At 45.2% G+C, this 23,650-nt stretch carries 15 protein-coding genes; 4 read left to right on the top strand and 11 right to left on the bottom strand.

From position 1 onward, the window contains the following. Positions 1–47: 47 nt before the first annotated feature. Both mqo and AYW76_RS05740 read right to left on the bottom strand, forming a co-directional pair. Positions 48–1,544 carry a malate dehydrogenase (quinone) gene (mqo, locus tag AYW76_RS05745; RefSeq protein ID WP_269448094.1) on the bottom strand — a complete coding sequence of 499 codons (1,497 nt, stop codon included), beginning with the start codon at positions 1,542–1,544 and terminating at the stop codon, positions 48–50. A 528-nt stretch (positions 1,545–2,072) separates the two neighbouring features. Further along, on the bottom strand, positions 2,073–3,593 hold the full coding sequence (locus AYW76_RS05740; RefSeq protein WP_067216991.1) for a Ppx/GppA phosphatase family protein: 1,521 nt from the start codon (positions 3,591–3,593) through the stop codon (positions 2,073–2,075). Positions 3,594–4,049: 456 nt separating this feature from the next. On the opposite strand from AYW76_RS05740, the gene rho reads away from it, so the two are divergent. Both rho and AYW76_RS05730 read left to right on the top strand, forming a co-directional pair. Further along, the gene (gene rho / locus AYW76_RS05735; protein WP_067031356.1) at positions 4,050–5,315 is read left to right on the top strand and encodes a transcription termination factor Rho; all 1,266 of its coding nucleotides are present in this window, start codon (positions 4,050–4,052) and stop codon (positions 5,313–5,315) included. A 174-nt stretch (positions 5,316–5,489) separates the two neighbouring features. Beyond that, the gene (locus AYW76_RS05730; RefSeq protein WP_067216988.1) at positions 5,490–6,206 is read left to right on the top strand and encodes an NAD(P)H-flavin reductase; all 717 of its coding nucleotides are present in this window, start codon (positions 5,490–5,492) and stop codon (positions 6,204–6,206) included. A 60-nt stretch (positions 6,207–6,266) separates the two neighbouring features. Here the strand turns inward: AYW76_RS05730 and AYW76_RS05725 are convergent, their stop codons facing one another. The 5 genes from AYW76_RS05725 to AYW76_RS05705 all read right to left on the bottom strand — a co-directional run bounded on the left by AYW76_RS05725 (position 6,267) and on the right by AYW76_RS05705 (position 15,404). Further along, positions 6,267–7,808: a M10 family metallopeptidase gene (locus AYW76_RS05725; protein ID WP_082866128.1), complete on the bottom strand. Its 1,542-nt coding sequence runs from the start codon at positions 7,806–7,808 to the stop codon at positions 6,267–6,269. A 150-nt stretch (positions 7,809–7,958) separates the two neighbouring features. Then, positions 7,959–10,211 (bottom strand): polyphosphate kinase 1, encoded by a 2,253-nt coding sequence (gene ppk1, locus AYW76_RS05720; RefSeq protein WP_197467772.1) that lies wholly within the window; start codon positions 10,209–10,211, stop codon positions 7,959–7,961. Between the two features lie 152 nt (positions 10,212–10,363). Beyond that, a complete protein-coding gene (gene hemB / locus AYW76_RS05715) occupies positions 10,364–11,353 on the bottom strand; it encodes a porphobilinogen synthase (protein ID WP_067216984.1) in 990 nt (329 codons plus the stop codon). Positions 11,354–11,634: 281 nt separating this feature from the next. Further along, positions 11,635–13,251, bottom strand: coding sequence for a methyl-accepting chemotaxis protein (locus tag AYW76_RS05710; RefSeq protein ID WP_067216982.1), 1,617 nt, complete (start codon positions 13,249–13,251; stop codon positions 11,635–11,637). 224 nt (positions 13,252–13,475) lie between these two features. After that, the gene (locus AYW76_RS05705) at positions 13,476–15,404 is read right to left on the bottom strand and encodes an ATP-binding cassette domain-containing protein (RefSeq protein WP_067216980.1); all 1,929 of its coding nucleotides are present in this window, start codon (positions 15,402–15,404) and stop codon (positions 13,476–13,478) included. A gap of 170 nt (positions 15,405–15,574) precedes the next feature. On the opposite strand from AYW76_RS05705, the gene hslO reads away from it, so the two are divergent. Further along, a complete protein-coding gene (gene hslO, locus AYW76_RS05700; RefSeq protein ID WP_082866126.1) occupies positions 15,575–16,444 on the top strand; it encodes an Hsp33 family molecular chaperone HslO in 870 nt (289 codons plus the stop codon). Between the two features lie 36 nt (positions 16,445–16,480). Here hslO and AYW76_RS05695 read toward each other — a convergent pair whose 3' ends face one another. Next, positions 16,481–18,514 (bottom strand): GGDEF domain-containing phosphodiesterase, encoded by a 2,034-nt coding sequence (locus tag AYW76_RS05695; protein WP_067216978.1) that lies wholly within the window; start codon positions 18,512–18,514, stop codon positions 16,481–16,483. A 506-nt stretch (positions 18,515–19,020) separates the two neighbouring features. Here AYW76_RS05695 and AYW76_RS05690 point away from each other — a divergent pair. Continuing rightward, positions 19,021–19,710, top strand: a complete 690-nt coding sequence (locus AYW76_RS05690; RefSeq protein ID WP_067216975.1) for an FKBP-type peptidyl-prolyl cis-trans isomerase — start codon at positions 19,021–19,023, stop codon at positions 19,708–19,710. Between the two features lie 190 nt (positions 19,711–19,900). Here the strand turns inward: AYW76_RS05690 and AYW76_RS05685 are convergent, their stop codons facing one another. The 3 genes from AYW76_RS05685 to AYW76_RS05675 form a co-directional block, all read right to left on the bottom strand. Then, positions 19,901–21,133, bottom strand: coding sequence for an O-antigen ligase family protein (locus AYW76_RS05685; protein WP_231872556.1), 1,233 nt, complete (start codon positions 21,131–21,133; stop codon positions 19,901–19,903). 36 nt (positions 21,134–21,169) lie between these two features. Next, positions 21,170–22,495, bottom strand: a complete 1,326-nt coding sequence (locus AYW76_RS05680; protein ID WP_082866125.1) for an exopolysaccharide biosynthesis polyprenyl glycosylphosphotransferase — start codon at positions 22,493–22,495, stop codon at positions 21,170–21,172. Between the two features lie 81 nt (positions 22,496–22,576). Continuing rightward, entirely contained in the window at positions 22,577–23,638 is a 1,062-nt protein-coding gene (locus AYW76_RS05675; RefSeq protein WP_067216972.1) for a DUF1972 domain-containing protein, read from the bottom strand. Positions 23,639–23,650: the final 12 nt, after the last annotated feature.

Here is a 23,650-nt window from a genome sequence, read left to right as displayed (position 1 = left end):
CGAGCTCACTGACGTGAGGTCGGCTTTACTATTTTCTGTGGTTAAGATTAAGGCTTTAGCTTAAGCGTCTCAAGTGTGCGCGCACGAATGTCCAACAATAGGTCCGTATTTTCCACCAAAGATTGCCCGTATGACGGTACCATTTCTTTCAGCTTCGCTTGCCACTCTGGCGACTTGACGCGCTCATAGAAGCTGCGCTCTAGAATATTTATCATGGTGTGAACCGTTGTTGAAGCACCTGGCGAAGCCCCCAACAAAGCAGCAATGGAACCATCTTCCGATACGATTGCTTCAGTACCGAACTCCAGTTTACCTGCGCCATCAGGACCTTTCTTAATGATCTGTACGCGTTGTCCAGCGTAAGCCAACGACCAATCTTTGTCTTGCGCATCTGGGAAGAAGTTACGCAATGAATCACAACGGTCTTTATGGGACTGACGCACTTCACTGATCAGATACTTGGTCAAGTCCATGTTGTTCTTGCCGACGCTTAGCATGTTGCAAAGGTTGTCCGCACGCACACTTTTTACCAAGTCCAACACTGAGCCTTTCTTCAAAAACTTAGTCGTGAAGCCAGCAAAAGGGCCAAATAGAATGGCTTTCTTACCGTCGATAATACGAGTATCTAGATGCGGAACAGACATCGGCGGCGCACCAATTGGCGCAGCACCGTACACTTTGGCATGATGTTGTTTAACCAGTTCAGGTTTATCACATACCAACCACTGTCCACTCACAGGGAAGCCACCGTAACCTTTACCTTCTTTGATGTCAGCTTTCTGTAGTAAAGGCAATGCCCCACCACCCGCACCAAGAAAGACAAATTTCGCATGAATGTCTTGGCGATGACCTTTTTGATCGATAGACACTTTCCATGTGCCATCTGGCTGCTGAGTCAAGTCTTCAACCTCAGCGCCTAGCTCTAGGTTAAAGCCTTCTTGTTGTTCAAGAAACGTCACCATGTTGCGTGCAATAGCGCCAAAGTTCACATCCGAACCATGCTCAATACGTGTCGCGGCAAGCGGCTCGCTATCATCACGGTTTTGCATGATCAATGGCATCCATTCTGCCAAGGTTGCGCGATCTTCTGTGTATTGCATTTCACGAAAGGCGGGATGAGCACTCATGGCTTCATAACGCGCTTTAAGCATTTTAACGTTGTCCGCTCCCCACACAAAACTCTTGTGCGGCACGCGATTAATAAATTCAGTAGGCTGTGGTAACAGGCCTTGTTCAACTAGGTAAGACCAAAACTGTAAGCTCACTTCAAATGCAGCATTAATATTGACAGCTTTGTCGATATTAACCGTGCCATCGTCATTCTCTGAAGTGTAATTCAGCTCGCAGTAAGCCGCATGGCCAGTACCTGCGTTATTCCAACCATCGGTACTTTCCTGTGCCACTTTATCTAAACGCTCGACCATTGTCATTGAAAGTGAAGGGTCTAGCTGTTTTAGAATCATTCCAAGGGTGGTGCTCATGGCACCGCCGCCAACGAGTAGTACGTCTACAATGTTTGAGGTCATATGAGTTCGCCGTGTCATAGCCAGTTGTAGTTTGAGAGTAATTCAGGAAAAGGGCTCTTGACCTTAAATAAGGGAAGGTGCGAATACGAATTAAAGCAGACGCATTCGGACTCTCCCTCTGCAATCTGGGTAAAGATTATAGCACTTCCTAAATACTCCCCTAAGAACGCCGTTCATCTCAAATGTAGTTTGATAGAACCAAAGCGATCGACCTTGCAAGGGTTTTGAGCAGGTGTGTCGCAGATTATACGGATTTTGACGCTAATGTCTTGATACCTTGGTATTAGTTTAGCAATCCTTAGTATGAAAATTCACAATGATTCGTCAACTAGTGTGACAATTTAAGCCTTTGTTTTTATTGACGATTACAACTGAATATTGAATCTCATGTATTACCAAAGGGATACAAACCCAATAGCTTTATAAACTTACGAAATAACCGCTATCAGTGATGGTCACGGCACAAACCCCGAGCATTCGCTCGACAAACTAAAAAGCCCTTTTTGAGAATCATCAAAAAGGGCTTTCGAGTCATGCTATTTCAGGTTACTTAAAGGTAAAAATATAACCAGACACTGCCAAGTAATCGGCTTCACGTTGTAAATTGGCAACCGTCAGAGGACGGCCATCCAACCAGCCGGGTAAAAACTCTGCATGCAACGATTTGTCTTGCGCTTTAAGCGTAAAGATCGGCATATCACCCTCTTTACGATCAATGTGAAGCAAAATAGCCAAGCGCAGTAAAATTGCCAAACGATCCAAATCTTGCTGATCACTTTTAGTAAAACGGTAGTCCAGCGCTTGCGTGAACTTACGACGGTGGCGCAGCACCAATGAAGCCAAAGCTTTTTGCTCCTGCTGAGAAAACCCGGGCATATCGGATTCACTGATAATGTAAGCGCCATGCTTATGGTAACGACTGTGGGAGATCCCCATGCCACATTCGTGTAATAAGCTCGCCCATCGTAAAATATCTTCATTGGATAACGAGTCTAGCGTCCAGTCACTTTTAACCTGCTCAAGCATGGACAGTGAAGTATGAGTGACTAACTTCGATTGCTCCATATCAATATGATACTGATTGAGCATGTAATTGACGGTACGTTCACGGATATCTGTATCCGCGTAACGTCCCATAATGTCGTACAGGACACCTTCTCGCAATGCGCCAACTGAGAAGTCCATTTGCTTAATGCCAAAACATTCGAACACCGCTGTCAATATGGCAATCCCGGCCGCAATGGTTGTTTTGCGCTCTGGCTTTAAGCCTAATAAATCAACATTGTCCGCATGGCCGGCTTCAAACAATGCTTTCTGAATTTGTTTGAGTACCTTAGGGGTAATGCCTTTTTTGCTCCAGCCATTTTCAACAGCAATGTTGTAAGCCGCTTTAATCGTGCCGGAAGAGCCAATGGCAACGTCCCAGTTTTCTTCTAAATAATCATCTTGGATACTTAACAACTCAAGGCGCGCCGCGGTAACCGCTTTTTGGAAGTTCGATTTGGTGATGGAGCCATCGGGGAAAAAGCGTTGGCGATAACTCACACAGCCCATGTGCAAACTTTCCGTTAAAATCGGCTCTTGTTGCTTACCGATAATAAACTCCGTTGAGCCACCACCAATATCGACCACAATACGCTTCTGCTCGCCATGATCCATGGTGCGTGCCACCCCCATATAAATCAGGCGGGCTTCTTCTCGTCCAGCGATGATCTCAACCGGATGACTGATCACATCCATCGCTTTGGAAATAAAGTCATAACGGTTTTTCGCAGCACGTAAAGCGTTAGTGCCCACAATACGTACGGATCCCAGCGGTAAGTCATCGATAACTTGTGCAAATTGCGCAATACAATCGATGCCTCGTTGCTGAGAAGCGTCATCTAGTGTGTCGTCGTCTTGGAGGCCAGCGGCCAGCTGCACCTTATCACCGTACTGACCCGTAATACGCAGTTGCCCATGTGTCACCTGCGCAACAACCATGTGAAAACTGTTTGATCCCAGATCTATTGCTGCAATTTTTTCGAATGGAAAATCATGCGATTGTTGCACTAAAAGTGATTGCATCCATCAACGCCTTTTCGAGATTACAAATTGTGAGCGAAGGTTAACTCGTTTACACCCTGCTGTCATGGTCAAATTCCAAGGACTTTTTTGATCTTGTGTGAGCCTTAAAACATAAATTTTACTGTAATCGGTCAAAAAACTCACAAAAAAGGCGTTATTAAGCCTTTTTGACTATAGACCTATGGAATTACTCGCACTATAGTAAAGCTGTCTTATGAATTGTGCGGTTATCTATAACCAATTGACCAATTCTGGACTCCAATCAAGTAATACACGCTGTTCGACCTCGCCCATCGCGATATGATTGAACTCAAGCCATGGTTATGCCCGTAGCCGGTATTCTGTGTCGAAAAGCATTTTTACATTAAAACTTCCGACATTGATTTATAGCTGTATTTGTACATTACTATGGTCCCGTCATTTATTCTCTTAATGAGCTAACAACTTTATTCGTTTATGAACCTTACCGAACTAAAAAAGAAATCAGTCCCTGAACTATTAGATATCGCCGCGGAAATGGGGTTAGACAACCTTGCCCGCTCCCGAAAACAAGATGTTATCTTCGCGATTCTGAAACGCCATGCGAAAAGTGGCGAAGATATCTACGGCGATGGCATCCTTGAGATTCTGCAAGACGGCTTTGGCTTCTTACGCTCTCCTGATAGCTCATACCTAGCGGGTCCCGACGACATCTACGTATCTCCCAGTCAGATTCGTCGTTTTAACCTTCGCACAGGCGACACCGTCGCTGGCAAGATTCGTCCACCAAAAGATGGCGAGCGTTACTTTGCTCTGCTGAAAGTGAACGAAATCAACTTTGATAAGCCAGACAGTGTTCGCAACAAGATTTTGTTTGAGAACTTAACACCGCTATTCCCTGATGACCGCTTACTTATGGAAGCGGGCAACGGTTCGACCGAAGACGTCACGTCTCGTATCATCGACCTTGTTGCACCAATGGGTAAAGGTCAGCGCGCGCTTATCGTATCACCGCCGAAAGCCGGTAAAACGTTTATGTTGCAAAACATCGCAAACGCGATCACACGCAACAACCCAGAATGTCACATGATCGTACTGTTGATCGATGAACGTCCTGAGGAAGTCACTGAAATGTCGCGTACTGTTCGCGGCGAAGTGGTTGCTTCAACGTTTGACGAGCCACCAGCACGTCACGTACAAGTGGCAGAAATGGTGATTGAAAAAGCCAAGCGCCTCGTTGAACACAAGAAAGACGTCGTGATCCTACTGGACTCTATTACGCGTCTTGCGCGTGCTTATAACACAGTCGTACCTTCATCGGGTAAAGTCTTGACTGGTGGTGTTGATGCAAACGCGCTAGAACGCCCTAAGCGTTTCTTTGGTGCTGCACGTAACATCGAAGAAGGCGGCAGCTTGACGATTATCGCAACAGCGTTAGTCGATACGGGCTCTAAGATGGACGAAGTTATCTTCGAAGAGTTTAAAGGTACAGGTAACTGTGAATTACACCTTGACCGTAAGATCGCTGAGAAACGTACGTTCCCTGCGATCAATATTCGTCGTTCTGGTACCCGTCGTGAAGACTTACTGACAACGGAAGACGAGCTACAACGTATGTGGATCCTGCGTAAGCTTCTAAATCCTATGGAAGATGTGTCAGCCACTGAGTTCCTAATCGATCGTCTAAAAGTCACTAAGACCAACGATGACTTCTTCGAGTCTATGAAAGGCAAGAATAAGTAACGGTTGTAGACTATCATTCTACAAAGAAGCCACTTCCTCACTTTATATGTGAAAGTGGCTTTTTTTTATGTGGAAAGCATCGATATAATGGCGCGACACGCCACGCTATTTAAGCGATATATTAAAAATAGCTGCTTCAAGCAGCAGGCACGAGAACACAACGGAGTCATCTAGGTGAAAGACGTCAACGCTAAAGTTATTCGAGTCGAATCACTTAATAGCACAGTATTTAAAGTGGATTTGGAAGTCCGTAACACGACATTCATTGCTGGCCAGTATCTAATGATCGCGTTGCCAAGCGGTGAGAAAGTGCCCTATTCTATTGGCAGTGCGCCATATGAGCTTCCAGCCTTAACGCTGTATATATTAGTGTCAGACGAAGCCTCTTTGGCTTCTAAAGTGATCGAACACATTCAGCACAGCGAATCCATCGATCTTATTCTACCAGGTGGCGATGCTCATATTGAGCAAACCCCAAGCGACCTTACCGATCCACTACTGCTGATTGCGGGTGGTACTGGGTTCGCTCAGATGAAAAGCATCTTTGATGATTTAGTCCATAAAGGCTACTCAAACCCAGTACATTTTTACTGGGGTCTGCGTACCTCTGCCGACACATTTGTGATGGATTGGATCAACAACCATCAGTCGCCAGATAACTTCCATGTTCACGTCATTGTTAATGAAGGCAGTAACGATTGGAATGGGCGTACCGGCTGGCTGTATGAAGCGGTTATAGAAGACCACTTAGACCTAACTAATAGCCATGCCTTCATTAGCGGTTCCGTTGGTATGGTCTACGGCACGCTGGATCAACTGGAAGCGAAAGGCATCCAAGCAGACAACTGTCATTCCGATGTGTTTGCTTATGCGCCAAGACCTAAGAGCTAATAGATACTAAACCTTACCTAAAAAGCATGCCGAGGCATGCTTTTTTATTGGTCGGATACGTTACGCGATCGATTCGCTAGTATCCGAGTACTGAACCGTTTCCACACCAATCAAAGTAGCGGCAAAGTTATCCCCGACAATATGATAGCCGTTGTTATCAACATACCGTTCAATACTATTATAGGCTTCCGCTATGAATACCGTATCATTGCCCACACCACCATCGACCTGATCATAACCGCCCGCACCAAGGTAAATCGCATCGTCTCCGGCGCCTGAATAAATCAGATTATCAACCTCGTTGTCGATAATCACATCGTCACCCACGCCTGCTACGACGTTTTCGATCACCACACCAAAGGCAATGCCTAGATTATTCTGATTTAAAAAAGCTTCTTCACCTAACGATACAATAAAATCTTCAATAAAAGACACTTCATCAAACGTACCTAATCCTGCTTCAGCGGCCACCTCTAAAGCTTCTTCTGCGGCACTTCTCTGCGAAATAGATGACAAGGTATAATCATTTAGATTAATCACGCTAGCGTATCGAGCATCGCTCAAATCAAGTGTGTCTACACCACCAGCGTCCCAAATCGTTAAGTAGTGACCAGAATGCCCCTCAAACGAGCGACTGTCTTCGTTATAAACATAAACGTTATTGCCATTATTCGTCGACATATCAGCACCATACATGGCCTGTAGCGCGGCAATGTCGATGATGCCTAAATCCATTCGGTAAGCATCCACAGTGTAGGTAGAATAACGAGAGCCGGAGTCCAGCGCTTCCACTTCATAGCCACCCACATTGGTATAGCTCATCGCGCTGTAGTAGGTATTGTCCACAGCAGAATCCAATACCGCACCTTCAAAGGTATGGTCTAACCCCATCGCATGACCCAGTTCATGGGCTATGGTATACATACCATACCCTCCCTCACTGTAATAACCAGCGTCTACGTTACGGTTCAGAAAAATATCACCACCAATACTGGGCCCTGGAAAATAAGCAAATGCTTCAGCTGAGGTCTGTCGAATCGCCGCGACTTGTATATCGCCAACCAAAAAGCTTGAAGACTCAAGCAGGTCCGTATTTATGTAGTTATTTTGCTGATCAACAAGATCTCTAAAATAACTCTGCTCTGTATTTGATAGGGGGCGCCATCCAGACGATGTATCGCGGCTAGCGGAATGACTATTAGGCATGGAGGAAGGGAAACTGTACGTAGTCACGTCATAGGACCAAACGCTGTCTGTTTCTATCGAAGACACATACGGCGTTTGACTACGAGCGAAGTCACTAACGTTATCTATGGTGATACTTTTAGATTCAAGGTGTTGTTGACTTAAAGACTCATTATCCGGCTGCGTATTCAAGCTTTTTGGGGATATATCGAATCCTTGGACAGAGAAGAAGTCTTTTACCTGAGCTGCTGAGACATTCTGCCCATATAACTCGGCAATCATGGAAAAGCTAATATTGTATTGCAGTGCAGCATTATAAATATGTTCAGGCGTCGATAAGTTCGCATAAATGAAATCACGCGCCTCTGAGAACGAGATACCATAACTGTCTAGGATGTCATTAACGCCACTCATCATAACTTCTCCACTTACTTTTAAGCTCTAGGTCAGAGTTTAATAGTAAGTGAAAAACGCAGCTTTACAATGATGAAAATTGTAAAGCTGCCCTCGATTACTTCATAGACATCGACATCGTTGTTGGTCTTACAGCGCTAACGAGCAGACCTTTTAACGAGAGTTATCCGCTAAATCATTCATCAACGCACGTTGTGCTGTGCGGTACTCTCCTTTACGCGGCTTAGCCAGCTGGTAAGACCCATCGCTTTGTAACAACCAACTTTGCGTGTTGTCTTTCAAGTAATATTCCAGCTCTTTTTTCACTCGACGCGACAGTTTAAAGTCTTGAATTGGGAATGCGACTTCAACACGGTTATTCAGGTTACGATCCATGCCGTCGGCACTGGATAGATACACCATGGGCACGCGATTATTATAGAAGTAGTAAACACGTGTATGTTCAAGAAAACGTCCGATAATGCTGCGTACACGAATATTAGACGATACGCCTTTAATACCCGGGCGTAGCGTACAAATACCGCGAATAATCAAATCGATCTTCACGCCTGCCTGAGAAGCTTTATAAAGTGCTTGCACTAAACGCTGCTCGGTTAAAGAGTTTACCTTAATGATAATCCGCGCTGGATCGCCATTACGCGCGTTTTCTGCTTCTTTATTGATCATATCCAGCAAGCGGTCACGCAATGTAAACGGTGCATGCAACAGCTTCTTCACTTTCAGCTCTTTACTCATGCCGGTTAGCTGCTGGAAGACTCGGTGTACATCGTCGCCAATTTCTTTATCACAGGTTAGGAAGCTGTAGTCGGTATACAAGCGCGCGTTACCCGCGTGATAGTTACCAGTACCTAGATGCACGTAACGCGTCAGATCTGGCCCCTCACGACGCACAATCAAGATCATCTTCGCGTGGGTTTTATGACGCACGACACCGTATACGACGATTGCACCAGCATCCTGCAAACGACTGGCTAACGCTAAGTTTTCCGCTTCATCGAAACGCGCACGTAACTCAATAACAACGGTTACCTCCTTACCGTTGCGTGCAGCCTCCACCAACGCATTGGCAATCGGTGAACGGGCTCCAGTGCGGTAAAGAGTTTGACGAATGGCAATCACATGCGGGTCTTTGGCCGCTTCACTGAGCATATCAACGACTGGTGAGAAACTCTCAAACGGGTGCATCAACAGGTAATCTCGTTGACGTACAGCCTCGAAGATACCACCAGACTTCGCCAGTTTATTCGGTAAGCCAGGAGAAAACGGCGGATACATCAAATCAGATCGATCCACTAACTCCAACACAGCCATTAATCGGCTCAAGTTTACTGGCCCATCGATGCAATATAAATCTTGTTCCGCTAAATCAAACTGCGCTAATAGGGCGTCCACAATGTGCGCAGGACAGTTATCCGCAATTTCCAAACGCACGGAGCTACCGTAATGACGACTTTGTAATTCTGTACGCAAGGCACCGGCCAAATCCAAACCAATGTCATCAGAATCCACTTCTAAATCGGCGTTACGAGTCAGGCGGAATTGGAAACAGCCTTTAACGGTCATACCAGGGAATAACTGATCAGCATGAGCGTGAATGATGGAAGATAGGAATACCATGTTATCGCCACCTTCACAAACATCGTCAGGTAGCTTGACCAAGCGAGGTAAAGAACTTGGTGCGGGCACAATCGCCAAACCGTTTTCACGACCAAACGCATCACGGCCCTCTAACTCAACCACAAAGTTAAAGGTCTTGTTCGCCAAGCGCGGGAATGGGTGAGCAGGATCAAGCCCTACCGGACTAATGATGGGTAACACATTGTCACGAAAGTAACGCTTTACCCAAGCCGCTTGCTTTTCAGTCCACACCGAGCGTCGAATAAAGCGAATATTTTCTTCCGCCAGTTTTGGGAAAATAATGTCATTTAAGATACGGTATTGACGACGCACAAGTTTGTGAGCGTGGTCGCTAATCAACTGCAACACCTTACGTGGGTGCATGCCATCTGGGCCGTTTTTCTCGCGACCGTATTCAATCTGACTTTTTAGGCCTGCCACACGTATTTCAAAGAACTCATCCATGTTTGAGCTGAAAATACACAGGAACATCAAACGGTTCAAAACCGGATGATTTTCGTCCATAGCCTGCTCAAGTACACGCGCATTGAACTGTAGATGACTAAGCTCACGGTTAAAGAACAGCTCTGGATCCGACAAATCGATGTCTTCAGGTAAGCGCTCTTCAATGGCTAAACGGCTTGGATCAATAGGCTGCTCTGGGATCGGTTCTAGTACCAATTCCTCAGCAATCTCTTCGATCGTCTTGGCTTCGTTCTGTGCAGTATCCTCGTTTGTATTAGCTGAGGATTGAGCCACTTCATTTTCTTTTTCAGGCTGTTCAGACATTGCGTGTCAGCTCCAATAGCGTGCCATCATTATGTTCCATGTTGACCTAACTAAGCAGTCTGGCCAACTTTAAAATTACACTAACGCGGCCCTAGGGTCACGGCTTCCTCGATGATTAATCAACATCTCAACACGAAAATAATGAAGCCGTTTTAGCCCTTTAATAAACGGGCAGCGTCTTTTGCAAAATAAGTCAAAATACCATCCGCACCAGCGCGCTTAAATGCCAACAAAGATTCCATCATCACTTGATCTTTATCGAGCCAGCCGTTTTCAAAGGCTGCCATCTGCATCGCGTATTCACCACTCACTTGGTACGCATAGGTCGGTACACCCAATTCTGACTTTACTCGACGTACAACGTCTAGATAAGGCATACCAGGCTTCACCATCACCATATCCGCCCCCTCTTCCAAATCCAGCAAGACTTCACGAATTGCTTCATCGGTATTAGCCGGGTCCATTTGATAGGTGAATTTATTGCCTTTCCCTAGATTGCCTGATGAACCTACCGCATCACGGAAAGGGCCATAATAAGCCGACGCATATTTCGCCGAATAAGCCATAATGCGAGTATTGATAAAGCCCTCTAACTCCAAAGCTTCACGAATCGCACCAATACGGCCGTCCATCATGTCCGACGGCGCAATAACCTGAGCACCCGCTTGTGCATGAGACAGGGCTTGCTTCACCAACACATCGACCGTGATGTCATTCAACACGTAGCCGTCATCATCGATGATGCCGTCTTGCCCATGAGTGGTAAACGGATCCAATGCCACATCGGTCATCACACCCAACTCAGGGAAGTTTTCTCGCAACATACGAATAGCACGTTGAGCTAGGCCGTCTGGGTTATAAGCCTCCTCAGCCATCAGTGACTTGTTGTCACTTGCCAACACCGGAAATAGCGCCACCATAGGAATGCCCAATGCAACCAACTCGGCCGCTTCTTCTTTAAGCAAGTCTAATGTCACACGAGCGACCCCCGGCATAGAAGGTACGGCTTCACGCGTATTCTGCCCTTCGATCACAAACATAGGGTATATAAGATCGTCAGCGCTTAGACGATGCTCGCGCATTAAACGGCGAGAAAAATCATCTTTACGCATACGGCGCATACGAGCGAACGGAAAGGTCATGTACCAACTCCTTACTTTATGAGTGTAAACTATAAATAAATTGTGACAATTACATTACAGAGACGCAAATTGTCCGATAAAACAAGGAAAAGCACGTTAGTAAAGACTTTCCCTTTTTACGAATAAACCCATTCTAGAACAAAATTAAAGGGTAGGTATTGATATCATTCAGCAAATTTATAGAAAAAGCATGATGTTGCAACACAAATAAAAAGGCCTCTAATGTTCTTTCCATTAGAGGCCTTAAGCTGCTCCATGATCTAGAGCGTAAAAATTAGGGCTTACACCTTAAACTGACTGGTTAGCTTACTAAGAGACTCCGCCAGTTGTGCAAGTTCTTGACTTGATTGGCTGCTTTTATTCGCTGCTTCAGCGGTTGCATTCGCAAGATCGCTAATAGCAACCAGCCCTTCATCTACGGTATTGGAGACGATAGCCTGCTCCTCAGCGGCGGATGCTATGGTCGTATTTTGCTCATTAATTTTTACGACTGAGGTTCGAATAGCCTCCAGCGCGTCCCCAGCGCGATGAGCAATGTCCAGAGTTTCTTTCGCTTTTTCATAACTTGTACGAATAGAACTAACAGTGCTGCCTGTGTCTTTTTGCACGGAACCAATCATGCTTTCAATTTCTATGGTCGACTCATGAGTCCGGTGAGCCAAACCACGCACCTCATCTGCTACCACAGCAAAACCACGACCACTCTCTCCCGCACGGGCAGCCTCAATTGCGGCATTCAGAGCCAATAAATTAGTTTGCTCTGCAATATCACGAATCACATCTAACACTTTACCAATATTAGAAACTTGCTGCTCTAGGGACGTAACACCTGACATTGTGCCATCAAGCTCGGACAATAAACCGTTAATCGTATCAATGGTATTTGATACTTCTTGGTTACCCACCTCTGAACGCTCATTCGCGTTTTGAGATTCTTCTGACGTCGCAACAGCATTACGAGCGACTTCATCAACAGCGGATGATAGCTGCGTCACAGATGATACAGCTTGCTCTAGCTGCACGTTCTGATCGTAAATTGCTTTAGTTGAAAGCTCCGTGACACTACTCAAATTTTCAGATGTCGAAGCGAGCTGGCGGGCTGAGGCCTGAATATCATAGATTGTCTTCCTCAGATTAGACTGCATGGCCGCTAACGCTTGTATCATCTGCGCCGCCTCGTCTTTCCCTTTATCCGAAAACTCATGACGCAAGTCGCCATTGGCGATGGCCTTTGCTGCCCCAATGGCAACTCGAAGAGGTCGAACAAGACTTCGAGTAAATAGATAAGAAAACAGTGCTACCAACATCAATGCACAAGCAATGACGGAGTACATAATTACCATGGTATCCGTTTCAGCTTGATCAACTCTATGATCGCTGTCTATGATGCGCTGATTCTGAAATTTCTCTAATAATTCAATTGAGTTGACAAGCTCACTCCCCGCCACTTTTGCTTGTTCCTGCACGGGTAAACTCGCGGCGACATTGCCCGCCACTACTAAATCGAGTATGCGTTTTTGTAATGCTTGATAATCTGAAAACTGCTGCGTCACTTTTGCCACAAGCCGAACGGCCTCTTCAGCTCGCGCTACATTACGCATTTTTTCCAGTTCCGCTTTAAAGCGCTCTTCCGCGGCCGTCACACGACGTCGGCCTTGGTCAGAGGTTTCAGGCGATAGAATCGTTTTCACCACCTCAAAACGTAACTCATACAGTGCTGCAACCATATTCTTTGAATACACCAGCGCAGGCACTCGATGCTCTGTCACGACATCAAATTCATCGGACAGATTAGAGACACGATTAATAGAAAAAAGTCCTATTCCCAACACAATTAGACCCACAACCGCGAACGCAATCGTAGAACGTACTCCAATGGATACTAAGCGAATATTCACGGCTGTTATCACTCCTTAATAACAAACGATGACGATAAAAATACCATTTTAATAAAGTAAAAAAGCACCAAATAAGAATAAATACTATTATCAAAAACCAACAAATATTAAAAGTCTAAGCTGGCGAGCATTCGCCATATAAAACATATAAAAAAATTTTATATCAGGTGTGTTTTCAGCATTTATAAACGCTAAGGCTTAGAAACAATGTTGATATAAACTATTTAAGCCAGTTCAATCTCAACCTGCTCTAGTTCATCTTGAGCCTCAAACCACGCCTCTTCTGCGTCTTCTAGCGTCTTCTTCCATTGCGCTTCATCGGCTAACAGACGTTGCAGTTTGTCTTTATTGGCAATGTCATACAGATCGTTATCAGACATAGCTTCACTGATGCTCGAAAGGTGCGCCTGGGCGGTTTGCATGGTTTTCTCATGTTTCTCGATCAACTTACGCAGAGGACGTAATTTTTCACGTTGCTCAGCGGCTTTGCGACGTTCTTCTTTACGGTCTACTTTTTCAACTTTTACGTCATTACCACCAGCTGCACGTTCTGCTTGATTAGCCTGCTGCTGTCTGGCTTGCAACCATTGATGATAAGCATGCAGATCCCCATCAAATGCTTCAATTTGATGATCAGCCACTAAGAAAAATTCATCGACAGTACTGTTTAATAAGTGACGATCATGGGATACCACAAGGATCGCTCCCTCAAACTCTTGCAAAGCCTCCGTCAATGCTTGACGCATGTCTAAGTCCAAATGGTTAGTCGGCTCATCGAGTACCAGCAAGTTCGGTTTGCGCCATGCAATCAAAGACAAAGCCAAACGGGCTTTTTCCCCGCCGGAAAAACCTTTCACCGCGCGAAGCGCATCATCACCAATAAAACCAAAACCGCCAAGATACTTACGCACATCCGCTTCCAGTGCCGTCGGAGTAATGCGCTGAATGTGTAAGACAGGCGACGCTTCTAAATCCAATGCGCTCAACTGATGCTGAGAGAAATAGCCAACCTTGGTGTTTTCACCATAGACACGCTCCCCTGATAACAAATCCAATTCTTCTACCAAGGATTTAATCAGCGTCGATTTACCCGCGCCATTAGGGCCCAATAGACCAATACGCTGACCGTCACGTACAGAAAAATTCGACTCTCCCAACTGTACTCTTGGCGTGCCATCTTCCATCACATAACCCAAGTCCGCTTGAATCAAACTGACCAATTGGGGCGAGGTTTTATCCGCCATCGGTATAGAAAATTGAAATTGAGAATCAATGTGCGCAGGTCCAATACTCTCCATTTTTTCCAGCATTTTAAGTCGGCTTTGGGCTTGCTTTGCCTTTGTCGCTTTGTAGCGGAAGCGATCTACATACTCTTGTAGATGAGCACGCTTACGTTGCTGCTGTTCAAACATGGATTGCTGCTGTGCTAAATGCTCAGCGCGCTGACGCTCATAATTACTGTAGTTACCTTTATACAGATTCAGCTTCTTCTGGTAGAGATGAACGATATGGCTACAAATACCATCGAGAAAATCCCGGTCGTGAGAGATCAATAACAACGTACCCGCGTAAGAGCGCAACCAGTTTTCAAGCCACATTACCGCATCCAAATCCAAGTGGTTGGTCGGTTCGTCCAACAGCAAAATATCAGATGGACACATCAACGCCCGTGCAAGGTTTAAACGAATGCGCCAACCACCTGAGAAATCCGCCACTTTTTTACTCATGTCGGCCATTTTGAAACCTAGACCTTGGAGCAGCATTTCACCGCGCGCCTGTGCAGTATAACCCTGTACATTTTCGTATTCGCTTAACCAGTGAGCATGGGCATGATCATCGCCACTGCTTTGCGCCACTTCAATTTTCGCTTCGATCACACGCAACTGATCGTCACCATCAAGACAATATTCCAACGCCGTACGGTCAACGTCTTCTACCTCTTGTGCCATAAACGCGATACGACGCTGGCCCGGTAGAATGACCTCTCCTGTATCCGCATGCAACAAACCACGCACTAACGCAAACAAAGACGATTTACCCGCGCCATTTGCCCCGATCAAACCCACCTTTTGACCTTCAAAAATGGTCATATCGGCCTGTTCAAGCAAAAACTGCGTACCGCGTTGCAAACTGACTTGGGAAAACTGGATCATGAATACGTCTCTGAGTGATTTAGCAAAGCACGCATTTTAGAGGATTATAAAAGACCAAGCGAGCCTCTTTGAGATTGCCCCTTTAAACCTCATTTAGCGCCCTCACATAAGGTGCAAAATCGGCCATTGCGATTTAAAATGTACGCATACTTAATTTAACGGTGATTCTTGTGAACAACATCAATGAAATCCAACGCTTCTCCTTCGATAACACCAATGTTCGAGGCGAGCGCGTACTTCTAACCGATGCTTACCAAAACATCATTTCTCGTAAAAGTTACCCGAAATCCCTTGAAAAACTTTTAGGCGAGTTTGTTGCCGCCATTGCTCTATTGCGCGACATCGTCAAAATTGACGGCGTGCTATCAATCCAGTGTAAAGGCGAAGGTCAGTTAAAAACGTTAATGGCTGAGTGTGACGAACAGCAAAACTTGCGTGCCATTGCCCAATGGGATGAAGCACAAGCGTTTCCAGAACAGGCGTCATTGAAAGAGCTGCTTGCTAACGGTTATTTGGTAATCACCATCGAACCGCGTCAAGGTAATCGCTACCAAGGCATCGTCGAGATCGTCGGTGATAGCTTGGCCCAGTGCCTAGAGCAATACTTCTTCCAATCAGAGCAGTTACCAAGCCGCGTATGGTTAGCCGCCGACGGCACACAAGCAGCCGGGCTTTTCTTACAACGCCTACCCGCAGAACAAGCAAAAGATGGCGATGAAGATGCATGGGAACGTTTCGTTCACTTAGCGACCACCGTAAAAGATGAAGAGTTGCTAACCTTAGACACAACAGAGCTATTACACCGCCTGTACCACGAAGAAGAGCTGCGCATGTACGATTCTAAAACCATGCAATTTGGTTGTTCATGCTCACGCCAACGTACATTTGATGCCATCGCGTCTATGGGGGCAGAAGAAATTCGCCAAATCATTAGCGAAGAAGGCTCAATCAAAGCTGAATGCCAGTTCTGCGCGGAAGTCTACCAGTTTAACAAAGAAGATTTAGACCACGCGTTAGGCGACCAAGCACAAACACATTAATAGCAAAGGGTGGGCATCCTTAGATAGGCGCCCACCCTACTTTAGACTTATTTCTACCGGGGCGGGCTTTCGCGCCGCCAGTGCTTTCTTCAAGGTCGTGGGCTCAGAAAACAAAAACCCTTGGAAACAGTGACAGCCCAACGAACGCAAATAGTCCAACTGCTCCAACGTTTCAACCCCTTCCGCAACCAGCTTATAATCCAGTGCTTGTGCAATGTTCACCATCGACTCGACGACAACACGCGCTTTGGGGTCATCCAAACGGCTCACAAAGCTACGATCTATTTTAATCTCATCGACAGACAAACGCTGTAAATGCGCAAACGACGTATAGCCTGTACCAAAGTCGTCTAATGACACAAGACACCCCAGCGCGCGCAGCTGATCCAGCACCTCTACTTTCGCCTCATCCATGTGTACAAAGAAGGTTTCTGTCACTTCGAGGCAAATACTCGAGGCCGACACGCCCGCACTGCGTAAAGCCGCATCAATACGCTGCGCGAACTCACTGTCGAGCAGTTCTTGCGCCGAGATATTAATTGATAAAACAAAGCCTTCAGGCAACTCGTGTTGTTTGATTGCCGTCAGCGCTTTGCGCAGCACTAGCATATCGATTTCTTGAATCAGGTTGGCCTTTTCGGCCACAGGAATGTACACCTCTGGTGACAGTTGCCTTAAGCTTTCAGAATTAGAACGCAGTAACGCCTCAGCCCCCATCACTCGGTCACGTCGGGCATCGTACAACGGCATAAATACCAGATAGAAGTCGTCTTCCGCAATACAACGACGTACAGCTTGCTCGACAGAGGCTTTACGCTGTAATGGCTCATCCAATTCCGACGTATAACGCTTCGCAAATACTGTTCTATCTTTCGGCTGGTCCAAAACGAAACGACCTTTTTCCAGCACAGCATCCAGTTTCTTGGGGATCGACGACTCCACCACCACACTTGCGATCACATCCAGTTTGAGGTGTCCAACCCCTTCCATCTCGACACCTTCCTTGAAAATCCGTTCAAGTAGCTGCTCACGCGCCAATATCCCCGTAGGACAAAACAAAGCAAACTCTGCCTCACTAAGACGAACTAAGGTCACTGACTGAGACTGAAACACGGACAACAAACGCTGTTTGGTTTTAATCAACAGCTGATTAAAGACTTTTTCACCAAAGTGACGCTCTAAAATGGCGGCATTATCAAAGCGTAAGATATATAAGGCACCATCCGCTTCTGGAGCTAAACCGCGCAGGTAATCCCTAAGACCCTGCTCATTCAACAGTTCAGTAGCATGATCATACAATGCGACACGACGCATACGTTGTAACGTGCCATGCCCGCGCCATGAGAAGTGAAGCAGACTGCCCACACCTAGCATTAGCCAAAATGTAATCAGCCAATTATTCAACGACAACGGATCCACGAGATAGCCATCGACTTTTAATTCAGACACCGTGAATTGATACTCGCCCTCGTATTTGAGCGGTCTATCATTCAGCAATATGTACACACTCTCAACTTGGCTAAAGTCTTTCTTGGCGTCTTCAAAACTGATGTTGTAAGCATCCTGCCACCAACTGGCAACATCAAAACGATCCAGCGGGATTTCAAACGTGCCGCTGCCAATCCGTGTCGAGTGAAACTTTAAATTGGAATCGGTCAGTGCTTGATCGTCCCCGCCTTTAAACATACTCACAATATTGACTTGTAATCGACCATCAAAACGCTCAGGAGCAGTCAGCACTTGCGTCGCAATCTCCATGCGATCGATTCTATCAAATGAAAATAAATTACCTTGCGCATCCTTGGGTAAATGCACCTGAACACCACAAGTAAAGGAAGACGACACTTGGAGCAAACGACAGCGCATCGACAACAAGCCATCATCCTTTTCAGACAGCAGCTCCGTAGCTTGAATAGGCTGTAGATTGACCCCCTCCAAATCAAATAAATCCACTTGATAATGATTAAACGAGGTACGCGCCCATAGAAATACTAACGCACTGATAATACCGATCGTAATAAACAACTGACGGTAAGTTGAAGTACCCTGCGATGATCCGTTTCGAGACATAATATCCTGACAGCGCTATTAGCATAATTGACTCTTCATATTAGCCTTAAAAAGCCATTTTAACTTACCCTAATCCGACAGAATCGACCGTTTTTTGACTTAGATTTCTTTAAAATGAATCCCTTTCCTGATTAAAGCCACCAGACTTACAAGCCATAGCAATGCATGCTTATATGGACAAATCACAGATTTCACAAAAAGTGTCAGCCATTTGTAAAGGGGCTTGTTGCCGCCAATATCGAGGCATACATTTATTTAACGCTTTGTGCTTCGCGTATCTTTTCGAGTATTAACTAGGTGTACAGGTGAAGGGGTCACTTTAGTGAAGTGTTATACATGATTGGTGCTGGACAGCCCTCTTATGTTAAAAACGAACGCTTGAATCGATTTGCGAAGCACAAAGCGTTTTATCAAATACCTGAAAAATTCTGCTCACGTGCTTGAAAATCTTATATCCACCCCAACCAAGTTCTTTATTAGAACCTTAACTAACGGAACATTTTCACATGAAAAAAACATTAGTCGCAGCGCTGGTTGTCTCTTCAGTTTCACTAGCAAACGCTGCAGACGTCGAGCTTGATAGCAAAGAACAGAAACTGGGTTACTCAATCGGTACAATGTTTGGTAGCCGCATGGCAAATGACTTTGAAGGCATGGACTTAGAAGCTTTTAAAGCGGGTTTCGACGACTCTTTCAACGATGTAGAACCGCAAATGTCGATAGAAGATGTGCAAGCAACCGTACAAGCTTTCCAGCAAGAACAAATGGAAAAAGCACAGCGTGAGCAAGCAAAAATGGCAGAAGAAGCGCAATCAAAGTCGCAAGCTTGGCTCGATGAAAAAGCGGAACAAGACGGCGTCATGACAACAGACTCCGGTCTAATGTACAAAGTCATCGAACAAGGCGACGGTGCGAAACCTGCCGAAACCGACACCGTTAAAGTGAACTACGAAGGCAAATTGGTTGATGGCACGGTATTTGATAGCTCCTACGAACGCGGCGAGCCTATTTCTTTCCCACTCAATCAAGTGATTCCGGGTTGGACAGAAGGTGTACAGCTGATGCCGGTTGGCTCTAAATACGAATTCTACATTCCTTCTGATTTAGCGTACGGCCCAGGCGGAACAGGCCCAATCCCACCGCATTCGGCCCTTCAGTTCACAGTAGAACTGCTGGACATCGAAAGCGCTGAGTAAATCACGCGAACGTCGTACGACCCAATTATATCGGGGATGACTAATCCTTATCGCGAATACAATTCGCTCGTACGGCCTAGTTTTACCGAGGGAAATTCATCCTCTTAGCGAATACAATTCCTTTGTACGACCCGATTGTATCGGGGACAACTCATTCTTATCGCGAACAACACATACATAACGAATAATGCTAGTTAACATATCTCATTTCCTGCCAGCGTAATGCCGCCCAGAAAAAGATAATCGGAAAAACATACATCATCACACCAATATTGTGACTGAACATAGACTGGGTCAAGGCAAAGTCCATGTAGCACATAGGCACTAATGCCCCAGCAATGGCATAAGGCTTAATATCCCAGTTATCTCGGTATCGTTTAACAGACGCCATAAAGAGCCTTAATGGCACTAGATAGGCAAGCATTAGACATATCAGCCCGACCACGCCATGAAAGCCAAGCGCCGTTAGATATTCGTTGTGTAAGTGATCAAACTTAGCGGCTTGTGGATGAATCAACCCTTGATTCGCCAGCTCATTACGTATCTCACGACTGCCGTATTGCCCTTCACCAAATATTGGCGACTCGGCTGCCAAATAGAACGATGAACGCCACATATCAAAGCGCAATCCAACCGAAGTATAACTGTCCCCAGATTGATATTTTTTAATATCAGTCAGCGCTGCGCCAATCCGCTGCTGAATCCCTGTTTGCGGAGTAGCAATAACACCAACTAAAAATACACTCGCACCAAGTAAACCAGCCAACATCAACTTTTTATTAAACAGATCGCGACTTTGCCATAACAAGAACCCGCCAATCAAAGGGGCTGCTACCCAGCCACCTCGCGAGCCAGACAAAAAAGACGCCGCAATGCCCGAGAATATCGCGAGCGCACTGATCAGCGCCCACGGCCACTGCTTCTTATGGTAGAAATACATCAACGCTGCACAGCTCATAAAGCCCAGCATCATAGCCGTATCGCCAAACATGATCGCGTTCTCACTGCCTTGAGCGCGCGACAAGCCTAAATAGAAGCGATCGTAGAGAGCAACCCCTAAGCTTGAAATTGCACCAGCAGTAACACCATAAAACAATAGCGGTAGTTTCGGAGGCATCAGCCTCAGAAGCATAAACAGAACAGGGAGGCATAATAGGAATCGAGACGGCCGATCTAATTCACGTGTATGCCAACCGTCTAAATAAACGAAAAAGCACATCGCTAATGCGTAGCCCGAAAAGACGACTGCTAACAGATAATCTTTTTTAGTGAGCTTCAAAGCACCTACTCTCTGCTTTAGAAAAACTAAAAAAGACACCAAAAACAACACAGCTGCAGGAATTGAGTAGCCACCAGCCACACTTAAATTAAGCGCTAAAAACCCACACGCTAAACACCAAGCCATCACGCTTATGACTAACACATCTACATCCTACTTGAACAACAATCAAAGGTGTTACTAATGGCCTTTTCTGCCTAGCACCACAACCACAGTACGTAAAATCGTTTCAAGCTCTAACCAAACACTCCAATGCTTTATGTAATACAGGTCATACATGAGTTTCTGACGAGCGTCTTCCAAATTAGCCCCATAGGGGTAACACACTTGTGCCCAGCCAGAGATCCCTGGGCGCACAAGGTGGCGTTCATGGTAATAAGGGATTTCTTTTTCATAGTCTTCTACCAAAATATCCCACTCCGTCCGAGGCCCAACCAAATGCATTTCACCTCGTAATACATTCCATAATTGCGGTAATTCATCAATCCGAAACTTGCGCATCACATTGCCAAAAGGAAAAACACGAGGATCTTCTTTTTGGGTATAGGGATCAAAATGTGCATCTTCATGCATACTGCGAAACTTGAGCGCGACAAAGTTTTTACCGCCTAGCCCGACTCGACATTGTCGAAATAAGATACTACCTGGAGATTGTAAGCGTATTTTGAGAATGGCATAAATGATAAGTGGTGAGCATAAAAGCCCTATGCCTAGAACAGCTACGCAATCAATTGAACGTTTAAATAGATAATTTTTAGGGTTATAAGGACGAACTTTCTCAAGATAGCTCAAGTCTTCACCGTCATAGGGGATGTAACATTTACGCAAAAATGCTTCCATAAAACGATGTAAGACAATTAACCGAATACCCTTCAGATCAAGATGTGTCAGCTCCTTAATCAACTTATTGGTGGCTGGTGTTTCTAAGTTCAACAATAAATAATCAGGAGACAATTTCAGGATGCTGTGTTCAATATCATCACTGTCACTTAAGCTAAAATACGTCAACTCAACGCCTTGAAATTCCAGCATGGCGTACTCTAACTCATTAAATTCGTAATACCGTCCCAGCACAGCCACTTGGATTTTTGCTTGAGAGAAGCCGCGAGAATAACGCTGAATCATTACTTTCGTGAACATCACAAAAAAAGGCGTAAGAACTACCCAAGCAGATACAATCCAACGATCAAATTGCAACTTTGACAAATAGAAAAACAATAGCACCAATAAAAAAAAGACATTTAAAAACCATGTCTTAAAGGTCACTTCTAGTTTTTTAGCAAATCCTCTCTCATTGTAGCGACTGTAACCACCTTGAACTCCAATACATGTGGCAAAAAACACACCACTTAATGCAGCCATCCAGTGATATTCACTTTTCCATTCGCCAGTACCAAATAGAGCGAACATCGATGATAGTAATATGCCGGGCAGTAGTAAATCCACCAGAGCATAAGAGAATGGCACTCTACGATCTTGATAGCGCTTCACTGAACTTTTTTTCATTTGTACTCCACGCCATCAAATACCATAAAAACGTTCAAACCTAATCAAGCAGACCACAGGTTGCAACAACTATTTATCCAACTACTGGTAAAGTTTTTGATATGCTTGTGTCACTTTCGCCCACGTATAGCGCTGTACGGCTATATCATTCATCGCTCGCCCTATCTCTTCAGCTGCCGCGTCACCTGTTTTTTCCCAAGACAGAATAATCGTCTTCAAACTGTCTGGTGAATCAAAATACATTGCTTTGCCATCTGTTGAGTAGCGATTGAAGTTGCAATTAAAAGCAAAAATAGGTTTAGCGAAAAACATCATCTCAACCAATGATGGGTTAGTACCGCCCGCAGAGTGACCATGCACGTAAAACCTACATTGATCACGGTATGCAAACAGCTCTTCAGGGTCGTAAACAGGCTCAATTAATTCAATGTTAGCTACATTTGAATACTCTATTTTTAAGCGTCGCCCGAATTCACTGTTGTGCCAATTACCAATAAACTTCAACGGTATGTCTAAATCAGCAAACGCTTTTAAAATAAGCTCAACATTATTCTCGGGTTCAATCCGGCACAAAGCAAGAGCGTAGCTATCATGGAAGCCTGAAACAGCTCTCACCATTGCATGATCTCCTCCGTAGGCTATCACCTCAGAATGCCGTTTATAACAACTCAATACGTGGTCATAAATAGCCTGATTATCACTAATAACCGTATCAGAAAACGCTACAGCAAGCTTTTCAGAAAGCTTTAAAAAAGCCCTAGCAAATCGCCCCCATTTCGCTCTGCGCCACTCTAAGCCATCAATATTCACAATCACCTTACTGCGAGAAAAGAGCTTAAAGATAGGAAGAAAGACACAACCAGAGACACCTAGAATCAACACTACATCAGGGCGGTAGAAAAGAGACTTTATTAGCGCGTAAGTATCATACAGAATACTCTGCATCCCATTGGCCTTAAAAGGTAGGTACAACAACTTCGCGCCTTTATGCTCACTAAGTTGGACATCGTAATCATGTTCAGAGCAAAACACCGTGTACGTTACATCAGAGGCTGACTTCTCAACCAAGTTTTCTACTAACGTTTCAAAACCACCATAACAAGCTGGTATCCCAACGACCCCAACTACGAACACTTTTTTCATTCTCACCTGCTT

Source organism: Marinomonas gallaica (assembly GCF_001639745.1).
GTDB classification, from domain to species: domain Bacteria; phylum Pseudomonadota; class Gammaproteobacteria; order Pseudomonadales; family Marinomonadaceae; genus Marinomonas; species Marinomonas gallaica.
The sequence above is the reverse complement of the archived record's forward strand: the minus strand, read 5'-3'. Positions and strand labels throughout refer to the sequence as shown.